Genomic DNA, 9,200 nt, shown 5'->3' with positions numbered 1-9,200 from the left:
AGAAACCTTGGAGCCGTCAGTCCTTTGCGGAGGCCAGTGCGCTCACCCGATCCCGGGCCTCCCGCTGCACCGCCGCCGGGTCGGTGGCGTCCACCACGGACACGTTGGGGCCCGGCGACGCGGCGCCGAAGGCGACGAACCGCGCGGCCGGGAACCGCGCCGCCGTGGCGGCCACCGCGTCCACCGGCGCCTCGCCGACCAGCAGCATCACGTCGCAGCGGCCCTGCACGAGACTGGCGAGGAAGGTCTCCGCGTTCTCCGCCGTCTGCGGACCGTCCACTTCGAGGAACTGCACCTTCACCCGGGTGGCGAGGGACGCCTCCTGCATGCCGGCCCAGACCGGGCGCGCCTCGGGCGCGGTGACGCCCTGCGCGCCGGTGAGCAGGCAGGCCGTCTCCGCCCGGTACTCCCGCTGACGCGGTTCAGGCTCGTCCTCGGGCCACAGCGCCCAGCCCACCACGACCGCCGCCACGAGGGCCGCGGCGGCCACCGGCCACCACAGCGGTCGGGTCCGCAGCCAGCGAACCACCGCGTCGCCCCGCCGGGTCCGTCGCGCGTCCCGGGCCCGCCGGCCCACCCCACCACCAAGCACGGCCGCACCCTACTCGGCCGTACGCGTCCTCGGCAGGCCCGGACCGGCCGGTCAGCCCGAGTGCCGGGCGGGCTCCGCCGTCGGGTCGTCGTCAGCGGGACCGTCGACCTGGCTCTCGGCGAGGGGGCTCGGCGGCGGCGTGACCGGGCCCGGGATCGGTGCCCCGTTGGGCGGGGCGCCGGCCGATGCCGGTCCGACGCCGGCCACCGCACCGGAGACCGGCGGCGTGGTCTGCGGCGGCGCGGCGGCCACCGGCATCGTGTCCCGGGGGAGGGCGCCCGCCCGGGCCGCCGGCACGCCGCCCGGGGTGGGTGTCGCGGGCGGGGCGCACTGCCGGGTCAACCAGTCCAGCCCGGCCCGGCGGGCCACCACCGTCAGCCGGTCGCCCGCGAAGATGACCTGCCGGGGGTCCAGGTCCCGCCACCAGATCGTCCGCGCCCCACCGGCGGGCGTACGCGCGATGACCCGCACCTGACCGGCCCGGGACACCGCGCTCAGCGGACGGCCGTCCAACTCGGACCCGACGGCCACCGGCACCTCGGCGACCGGGAGCGCGTGCCGGCCGACCGGGATCGTCGCGATGACCGCGCGCTCGGTCAGCGCACCGATGAAGGCGGGCGCGGCCAGGTAGGAGACCGAGCGGGACACGCCGAGGCCGAACGCCTCCTCGACCCGCCCCGCGAAGTCGCCGTCGAAGAGCCGGAGCACCACCCGCAGGTCCCGGCGGAGGTCGCGGGCGGCCAGGGCCGACTCCAGGTTGGCCACGTCGTCCGTGGACACCACCACCAGGGCCTGGCAGTCGGCGACCGAGGCGGACTCCAGCGTCTCCGGCAGCGCGGCGTCGCCGGTGATCAGCGGCACCTCCAACTGCCGGGCCAGGGCGCCACCGCGGGGCTCCGGGTCCTTGTCGATCGCGACGACCTCGACGTCGTACTCGCGGAGCTGGGCCATGACCCGCGTCCCCACGTTGCCGAGGCCGACCACCACCACGTGCCCGGAGCGGGCCGGCTGCAGCCGGCCGGTGTGCAGGGCCAGCCGGGCGTTGACGATGCCGTCGACGACGACGGCGGTGATCAGCGGGATCAGGGCCAGGCCGGCGAGGTTGAGCACCACCTGCATGACCTGGGCGTCCGGGGGTTTGGTCGTGTCCGGGTCGGCGCCGCTGAGCGTGGTGACCAGGGTGAGGTAGAGCGCCTCGGCCGGCGAGACCCCCTCCGCCTGGGAGATCAACGCCCCCAGCACGGCGATCAGCCCAAGCACCAGCATCACCGCGATGCCGATCTTGCGGGTGGCGAAGCCCCGGACCGCCCGCATCACCACCGTGACCGGCCGGCGTCGGCGCCGCGCCCGCACCAGCCGGCGCGCCGCGACCTCGGTGCCCGGGGGCTGCCCCGTCGCCTCGGCGAGCACCAGGTCGGCCGCCGCCTGGTCGGCCGGCAGCAGCACCACCCGGTGCGGATCGGTCAGGTCGGCCAGGCCGCAGACCACGTCCTGCTCGCGTACGTCGGCCCGACGGGCGACCCGCAGCGTGCGGTCCCGGTGCTGGAAGTGGCTCGGGTCGACCTCACCGAGCGCCGCCGCGACGAACGCCGGCGCGGCCATCTCGGCGTCGGAGAGCACCTCGACCCGGGCCTTGAGCAGCGTACGCACACCGTCGGCCAGGGTGCCGTTGAACATCCGGAGCACCTGACGGACCTGCTGGTCGACCGCCTGGGCGCAGAGCGCGGCGTGCAGGTTGCCGACGTCGTCCTGGTGCAGCAGGGCCAGCCCCGCCGCCCCGACCAGGCCGGCCGCGCGGAACGTCGCCTCGTCGAGCCGGTCGGAGCGGATCACCCGCACGCCGCGCAGCGTGGCCGCGTCCGGCCCGTTGGCCCGGTGCCGCTCCGGCACGACCACCGTGACCCGGGCACCACCGGCCGGCAGCTCCGTCTCCAACAGCGTCTTGGCCACGTAGTAGGCCAGCGCGTCCCGGCCGCAGACGACGTAGTGCGGGCGGGGGTCACCGGCGGACCGGAGCCGCCAGTTCCACTCGACCGCCCGTCGCGCGCGATCCCGCCACGGCTCCCCCATGCCCGGATCGTAGTCAGCACGACCACGCTGGGCGACCCCGTCCGATTCCTGCCCGACCAGGCATGTCGACGGTGCTGGCGGGTAGAGCAGCGGCATGCAGACGTTCCTCCCGTACCCGGACTTCCTGGCCAGCGCCCGGACGCTGGACCAGAAGCGGCTGGGCAAGCAACGGGTGGAGACGATCCAGGTGCTGCGCGGGTTGACGTGGCCGACGTACGGGTGGCGCAACCACCCCGCGGTGAAGATGTGGGCCGGGTACGAGGAGGCGCTGACCCGGTACGGGCTGGACATGTGCGCGGTGTGGGTGGAGCCGGGCCGGGCCGACACCTGTGCCACCACCATGGCCCTCGACCTCGCCACCGCCTGCGGGGTCGAGACCGTCCGCACCCAGGACGAGCTGGCCGCCGCCGGTGAGCTGCCGCCCTGGCTGGGCCGGGAGGACCTGCACCGCAGTCACCGGTCGTCGCTGGTCCGCAAGGACCCGGCGCACTACCGGCCGATCTTCGGCGACGTGCCGGACGACCTGGAGTACGTCTGGCCCGCCTCCGACCGGGAACGCCGCTGCCTGACGCCGCCCCCGTGACCCACGCGCGCGGCTTCCCGCGCCGACGGCCGCGAGCGGGCAGACTGGAGGCTCGCCGGGGGGCGGGAGGTGGCGATGGCACTGTCGCGAGTGGTCGGCCGGCTCCTCGGCGTACGCCCACGGGTGGTGGACCCCGGCGGCGGTGGCGCCGACCGGGTGCCGCACCCGGTCCGGGCGGTGGTGGTGGGCGGCGGCATCGCCGGCATGTCCGCGGCGGTGGTGCTCGCCGAGCGCGGCGTGGACGTCACCGTGCTGGAGGCCGCGCCGACGCTGGGCGGCCGGCTGGCGGCCTGGCCGGAGTCGCTGGCCGACGGTGTGCAGCAGGTGGAGCACGGCTTCCACGCGTTCTTCCGGCAGTACTACAACTGGCGGGCGATCCTCCGCCGGATCGACCCCGATCTCGGTTTCCTGCGGCCGGTGCCGGGCTACCCGGTGCTGTCCGCCCGCTGGCCGGCGGAGGAGTTCGGCGACCTGCCGGCCGCGCCGCCGCTGAACCTGCTCACGCTGCTGCTGCGCAGCCCGAGCCTGCGCCTGCGCGACCTGCGCGGCATGGACCGCGACGCCGCGCTGCCGCTGCTCAGCTACGACCCGGTGCGCACGTACGCCGCCCTGGACGACACCACCGCCGACGACCTGCTCGACTCGTTGCGCCTGCCGGACCGGGCGCGGGCGATGCTCTTCGAGGTCTTCTCGCACTCGTTCTTCAACCACGAGGCGGAGATGTCGGCCGCCGAGATGGTCGCCCAGTTCCACTTCTACCTGCTCGGCAACGGCGAGGGGCTGGCCTTCGACGCGCCCGACGAGGACCACGGGACGGCCATCTGGGGGCCGCTGGCCCGACACGTCGAGCGGCACGGCGGGCGGGTGACGACGGGCGCGACGGCCACCGCGCTGCACCGCCGCGACGACGGTTGGCGGGTGCGCACCGCCGACGGGGGCGAGCACGATGCCCGACACGTCGTGCTCGCACTCGATCCGCCGGCGCTCGCCGCCCTGGTCGGCGCCTCGCCCGACCTGGCGGAGCACGCGCCCCGGCTGGCGGCGCGGATGCCCGAGTTCGGTCGGCCCGGCCCGCCGTACGCGGTGGCCCGCTACTGGTTCGACGGCGACGTACGCCCCGACCGGGCCGTCTTCAGCGGGGTGTCCCGGCAACCCACCCTCGACTCGGTGACGCTCTACCACCGGCTGGAACGCGAACCCCGCCGCTGGGCGGAGCGCGCCGGCGGCAGCGTGATCGAGCTGCACGCGTACGCCTGCGAGCCGGGCGTGTCCGCGGCGGAGCTGGCCGAGCGGATGCGCGCGGAGCTGGCGACGCTGTGGCCGGAGTCGGCCGCCCTGACGGTCCGTGAGCTGCGGGCCCGGGTGGCGGCGCAGGCGCCCGCCTTCACACCCGGCAGTCACGCCTGGCGGCCCGGCGTACCCACCGACGCCGACGGCCTCTGGCTGGCCGGCGACGGCATCGCCACGGACTTCCCCAGCGCGTTGATGGAACGCGCGGCGGCGACCGGCATCATCGCGGCCAACCACGTCCTCCGCACGTGCGGCGGGGCGGCCGAGCCGGTCCGTTCGATCCGGCCGCGCGGCCTCCTGGCGAGGCGACGCTGAAGGGGCACGGGCCCGCCGCCTGGTGCGCCTGATCCGACGCCTCGATCGAAATCCGTTGCCCGCGTCTCCCCGGCGGACCTACGGTGATCCCGCAAGGTCAACCACCGCTCCGGGAGCCGTCCATGTCGATGTCGCACGCCACCGTCGTGCCGTCGTGGCTGCCCGACGGCGGTTGCCGAGCTGAAGGTCCCGGGGACGACCGGCCCGACTGACGCGCGCCCACCCGCGCCGAGCCGCCCCGTCCCATCGCCGGACCGGGCGGCTCTTTCGCTGTCCGGCCACCACGTCCGAACAAACCCGTCCGAGCGCCCCGTCCGACCACTGTGGAGGGAGATTCCGGTGGATGCCGTCCTCGTCGTCAACGCCGACCTCGGCCCGTTGCACCGGGTCACCGTCCAGCACGCCATCCGGATGCTCTGTCGCCGGGTGGCCGAGATCCACGAGGCCGAGCCCGACCAGGTGATCGGGGTCTTCCCGATGCCCCGGGTGGTCCGGCTCGTCCGGTACGTCGTCACCCGCTGGCGGTTGCGCGCCGGACCGGCGTGGTCCCGCGCGGGGGTGTTGCGGCGCGACGGCCGGTGCTGCGCGTACTGCGGCGCGCCGGCGAGCACCATCGACCACATCCTGCCCCGCTCGCGCGGCGGCCGGAACACCTGGCGGAACACCACCGCCGCCTGCTACGCGTGCAACCAGCGCAAGGGCGACCGGACGCCGGCCGAGGCGGGCATGCCGCTGCGCCGCGAGCCGGTCGTCCCGAGCTGGGCCGCGCTCGCCGGGCGGTGACAGGCCGGCCGGCGGGCACAGGGGGCCGCGTCGGGGGTACGCCTCCGGCGCGGCGCCCGCCGGTCACCCGCTCGGCGGTCCGGCGGCCGGTGGTCCGGTGGGCGGGCGGTCAAGCGGTCGGCGGCGTCCAGGCGAAGCCGGGCGCCCGGCGTTCGCGGACGGCCGTGATCCCCTCACGTGCCTCGCCGGTGTCCGCGACCTTCCGGTGCCACCAGGCGATCCGCGACGGTGCCGCGCGATCGTCGACGATCTCCTTGGCGGCCGCGACGCTGAGCGGCGAACGCTGCGCGATCGTGGCGGTGATCTCCGCGACCCGGGCGGCGAGCCGCTCCCCGGGCAGCACCTCGTCGGCCAGGCCGATACGCAGGGCCCGCTCGGCGTCGATCAGCTCGGCCGTGAAGAGCAGGTGCTTCGCGGCGGACGGGCCGACCAGCCGGGCCAGCCGACGGGTGGTCGGCGCGGGATAGACCAGGCCGAGCCGGGCCGGCGGCACGCCGAACCGGGCGTCGTCGGCGGCGATCCGCAGGTCGCAGGCGACGGCGAGCTGGCAACCGCCACCCACGCAGGCTCCGCGCACAGCCGCGATGGTCGGCTTGGCGAACCGGGCCAGCCGCTCCTCGGCGGCCACCGCGATGCTCCCGTCACCGGCCGCCAGCAGCTCGTCCAGGTCGGTGAGGTCGGCACCGGCGCAGAAGGTGTCGCCCGCGCCGGTGAGCACCAGCGCGCGGACCGACGGGTCGGCCTCCACCTCGTCCAGCAGCGGCGGCAGTTGCCGCCACATGGCCGGGGTCATCGCGTTGCGGCGTGGCGGGTTGTGGATGACCACGGTCGCCACCGGCCCGCTCACCTCGACGACGAGTTCCGCCTCCGCCATCGTGACCCCTCTCCCGCCCGGTCCGCCGACCCTAACGGGGCAGGCCCGTCGACCGGCCGAGGGGTGCGGATCGGGAGGCGCGATCGTCGTCGCGCCCCCCGATCGGTGCGGTCGGTTCCCGAGCCCGCGGATTCGCCGGCACCGGCCCCCGTCGGTCGCCGGTTCAGGTGGTGCCGGCCCGGGCCGCCCGGGTGAGAGTGGCCGTCACCCAGGCCCAGCTGGCCAGCACCGCGAGCCCGAAGCCGACCATGGTCACCGGCCCCGGCCGGACGATCAGGGCGACCCAGGCGACCGCGAAGTACGCCCCGGTGGCCAGGCTCAGCGTCGCCCACGCGCGGTCACCGGCGCGGACCGCTCGGCGGGCGACCAGCACGGTGGCCATGATCAGCGCAACGAAGCCGACCGCCGCGGCGACGAAGTGCAGCCCGCCGTGCCAGCTGATCTGCCCGGCACCGCGGGGCGTACCGGCGGGGAAACCGTCCACCGGGTCGGCGCTGAACAGGCCGGCGCCGACCAGTCCCACGCCGTAGAGGGTGAGCAGCCGGGACAGCCGGACCGCGCCGACCGGCTCCGTGCGGCGCAGCGCCCCCGCGCCCCCGATGGTGAGCAGCCCGGTGGCCAGGAACGTGGCGATCTGGATCCAGCCGAGGTCGCCGGTGCTCAGGACGCTCACGGGGTGCCGCCGGAAGTCGAAGCCGTCCCGGGTGAGCCCCTGGACGAGGGCGGAGCCCACGAAGATCGGGCCCGCCAGCACGCCGCCGACCAGCAGGCGCCGACTCCGGCCGACGGCCCGCGCCGGTCGCGCGGGGTGGAACGTGATGGCCTCGGTCACCGGTCCACCCCCTCAGCTCTGCGGGTTCATCTGGCCGATGCGGATCCGGTTGCCGAACGGGTCCCGGATACCGAAGTCGATGCCGTACGGCCGCTCGGTGGGCTCGTCGGTGATGTCGACGCCCTTCGCGACCAGCGCCTCGTACGTCTTGTGGGCGTCGTCCGTGGTGATCGAGAGCCAGCCGCCCATGGCGCCCTTGGTCAGCAGCTCGCGGACCTGCTCCGCGGTCGCCGGGTCCAGCGCCGGCGGTCCGGGCTTCTCCAGCAGGATCTCGCGGTCCCGGTCGCCGGGGACGTTGACCGTGAGCCACCGCATGAAGCCGAGGTCGACGTCGGTGTGCACCTCCAGGCCGAGCTTGCCCACGTAGAAGTCGAGGGCCTCGTCCTGGTCGAGCACGTAGATCTGGGAGCGGGTGAGTGCGTTCATCGTCATGCCGTTGACGCTAGAGGTCGACCTTGACCTGGTGCTTATCCAAAACTGCTGGGTCTGGTCCAGGCCTTCGTGAAGCAGGACGGCACGTCGAGCGGCACCTTGCGCCGGCGGTACTCCGTCGGGGACTCGCCGATGATCTGCCGGAAGGTCCGGCTGAACGTGCCGAGGCTGCCGAACCCGACGGCGTAGCAGATGTCGGTCACGTCCCGGTCGGTCTGCACCAGCAGGTACATGGCCCGCTCCACGCGCCGCCGTTGCAGGTAGCGGTGCGGGGTCTCGCCGAACGTCGCCCGGAAGGTGCGGATGAAGTGCGCCTCCGAGACGTGCGCGACGCGGGCCAGCGCGGGAATGTCGAGCGGGTCCGCGTACGCCCGGTCCATCGCGTCCCGGGCGCGCAGCATCGCCCGGTTGGACTCCTCGACCGCCCGGCTCATCGGCTCGGCCCGTCGGGATGGGCGGCGCCCGGCAGGGCCATCCGGAGCAGCTCCTCGGTGGCCGGGCCGAGCGGCGTGCCCGCCGCCACCGCGACCGACACCTGCCAGGTCGGGCCGTCCGGCGCGGCGAGCGTGGCCGCGTGCAGGCCCTTCGCCTGCGCCTTGCGGGTCACCGGGGCCGGCACCAGCGCCACCCCCAACCCCTGGTGGACGAAGTCGAGCAGCGTGTGCACGTCGTTGACCTCGACCGACACCCGGCGCTCCGCGTCGGCGCGGGCAAACGTGAGGTCGTTCACCCGGCGGGCCCCCCAGTCGGTGCTGAAGTCGACGAAGTCCTCGCCGACCAGCGTCTCGACGTCGACGGTGTCCCGCTCGGCCAGCCGGTGGCCGGGGTGGCAGAGCAGCACCATGTCCTGGGCGGCCACCGGCAGCAGGCGTACGCCGTCCGGCGGCGGACCGGGCAGGGCGACGAAGCCCACGTTGAGCCGGCCCTGGCGGATCTGCTCGGTGACCTGACCGGACCCGGCGTAGCGCAACCGGATCTCCACGCCGGGGTGGGCCCGGCGGAACGAGGCCAGCAGCGGCGGCAGGTCGATCACGCCCAGGCACTGCTCCGAGCCGACCGCGAGGCTGCCTCGCAACAGTCCGCGTACGGCGGCCACCGCGTCGCGGGCCGCCATGGCGCTGGCCAGCGTCCGGTGGGCCTCGACCAGCAGCGCCCGGCCCGCGTCGGTCAGCTCCACCCGGCGGGTGCTGCGGACGAAGAGCTCAGCGTCCAGGTCCCGCTCCAGCGTCCGGATGGCCGCGGACAGCCCGGACTGAGCCACCCGCATCCGCTCCGCCGCGCGGGTGAAGTGGCGCTCCTCGGCGACCGCCACGAAGTACTCCAGGTGCCGCAACTCCATGATTGAGCAGTCTAGGTGCTGATTCTGAGCGCTTTCTTCTGTTGGACGGTCGGCCGGGGCCGAGCAAGGCTTGGCAACCGGGCCCTGCGA

At 75.2% G+C, this 9,200-nt stretch carries 10 protein-coding genes; 3 read left to right on the top strand and 7 right to left on the bottom strand.

What is annotated here, in order from left to right; translation table 11 throughout:
- Positions 1-16 precede the first annotated feature (16 nt).
- Together GA0070620_RS24050 and GA0070620_RS24045 are read right to left on the bottom strand one after the other, a co-directional pair.
- Entirely contained in the window at positions 17-592 is a 576-nt protein-coding gene (locus tag GA0070620_RS24050) for a BMP family ABC transporter substrate-binding protein (protein ID WP_157741703.1), read from the bottom strand.
- 51 nt (positions 593-643) lie between these two features.
- Positions 644-2,662 (bottom strand): NAD-binding protein, encoded by a 2,019-nt coding sequence (locus GA0070620_RS24045; RefSeq protein ID WP_091594460.1) that lies wholly within the window; start codon positions 2,660-2,662, stop codon positions 644-646.
- Between the two features lie 94 nt (positions 2,663-2,756).
- Between GA0070620_RS24045 and GA0070620_RS24040 the strand changes: the two genes are divergently transcribed.
- The 3 genes from GA0070620_RS24040 to GA0070620_RS24030 all read left to right on the top strand — a co-directional run bounded on the left by GA0070620_RS24040 (position 2,757) and on the right by GA0070620_RS24030 (position 5,633).
- Complete coding sequence (locus tag GA0070620_RS24040; RefSeq protein ID WP_091594458.1) at positions 2,757-3,245, top strand: MSMEG_6728 family protein; 489 nt, start codon at positions 2,757-2,759, stop codon at positions 3,243-3,245.
- A gap of 75 nt (positions 3,246-3,320) precedes the next feature.
- A complete protein-coding gene (locus GA0070620_RS24035) occupies positions 3,321-4,850 on the top strand; it encodes an FAD-dependent oxidoreductase (RefSeq protein ID WP_091594456.1) in 1,530 nt (509 codons plus the stop codon).
- 339 nt (positions 4,851-5,189) lie between these two features.
- The gene (locus tag GA0070620_RS24030) at positions 5,190-5,633 is read left to right on the top strand and encodes an HNH endonuclease (protein WP_091594454.1); all 444 of its coding nucleotides are present in this window, start codon (positions 5,190-5,192) and stop codon (positions 5,631-5,633) included.
- Between the two features lie 109 nt (positions 5,634-5,742).
- On the opposite strand, the gene GA0070620_RS24025 is transcribed toward GA0070620_RS24030, so the two are convergent.
- The 5 genes from GA0070620_RS24025 to GA0070620_RS24005 all read right to left on the bottom strand — a co-directional run bounded on the left by GA0070620_RS24025 (position 5,743) and on the right by GA0070620_RS24005 (position 9,110).
- Positions 5,743-6,507, bottom strand: a complete 765-nt coding sequence (locus GA0070620_RS24025) for an enoyl-CoA hydratase/isomerase family protein (protein WP_091594453.1) — start codon at positions 6,505-6,507, stop codon at positions 5,743-5,745.
- A gap of 163 nt (positions 6,508-6,670) precedes the next feature.
- A complete protein-coding gene (locus GA0070620_RS24020; protein ID WP_197677482.1) occupies positions 6,671-7,339 on the bottom strand; it encodes a DUF998 domain-containing protein in 669 nt (222 codons plus the stop codon).
- A gap of 12 nt (positions 7,340-7,351) precedes the next feature.
- Entirely contained in the window at positions 7,352-7,771 is a 420-nt protein-coding gene (locus tag GA0070620_RS24015) for a VOC family protein (RefSeq protein ID WP_091594451.1), read from the bottom strand.
- 35 nt (positions 7,772-7,806) lie between these two features.
- The gene (locus GA0070620_RS24010) at positions 7,807-8,205 is read right to left on the bottom strand and encodes a helix-turn-helix domain-containing protein (RefSeq protein ID WP_091594449.1); all 399 of its coding nucleotides are present in this window, start codon (positions 8,203-8,205) and stop codon (positions 7,807-7,809) included.
- Positions 8,202-9,110, bottom strand: a complete 909-nt coding sequence (locus GA0070620_RS24005) for a LysR family transcriptional regulator (protein WP_091594447.1) — start codon at positions 9,108-9,110, stop codon at positions 8,202-8,204. Before GA0070620_RS24005 ends, GA0070620_RS24010 begins: the two co-directional genes overlap by 4 nt.
- Between the last annotated feature and the right edge of the window lie 90 nt (positions 9,111-9,200).

It is taken from the genome of Micromonospora krabiensis (genome assembly GCF_900091425.1).
In the GTDB taxonomy this organism is placed as follows: Bacteria; Actinomycetota; Actinomycetes; order Mycobacteriales; family Micromonosporaceae; genus Micromonospora; species Micromonospora krabiensis.
The sequence above is the reverse complement of the archived record's forward strand: the minus strand, read 5'-3'. Positions and strand labels throughout refer to the sequence as shown.

Bases quoted from the DNA above. Each gene is read 5' to 3' on its own strand.
- GA0070620_RS24035 (WP_091594456.1), top strand. From the start codon at position 3,321: ATGGCACTGTCGCGAGTGGTCGGCCGGCTCCTCGGCGTACGCCCACGG.
- GA0070620_RS24010 (WP_091594449.1), bottom strand. From the start codon at position 8,205: ATGAGCCGGGCGGTCGAGGAGTCCAACCGGGCGATGCTGCGCGCCCGG.
- GA0070620_RS24005 (WP_091594447.1), bottom strand. From the start codon at position 9,110: ATGGAGTTGCGGCACCTGGAGTACTTCGTGGCGGTCGCCGAGGAGCGC.
- GA0070620_RS24025 (WP_091594453.1), bottom strand. From the start codon at position 6,507: ATGGCGGAGGCGGAACTCGTCGTCGAGGTGAGCGGGCCGGTGGCGACC.
- GA0070620_RS24015 (WP_091594451.1), bottom strand. From the start codon at position 7,771: ATGACGATGAACGCACTCACCCGCTCCCAGATCTACGTGCTCGACCAG.
- GA0070620_RS24040 (WP_091594458.1), top strand. From the start codon at position 2,757: ATGCAGACGTTCCTCCCGTACCCGGACTTCCTGGCCAGCGCCCGGACG.
- GA0070620_RS24045 (WP_091594460.1), bottom strand. From the start codon at position 2,662: ATGGGGGAGCCGTGGCGGGATCGCGCGCGACGGGCGGTCGAGTGGAAC.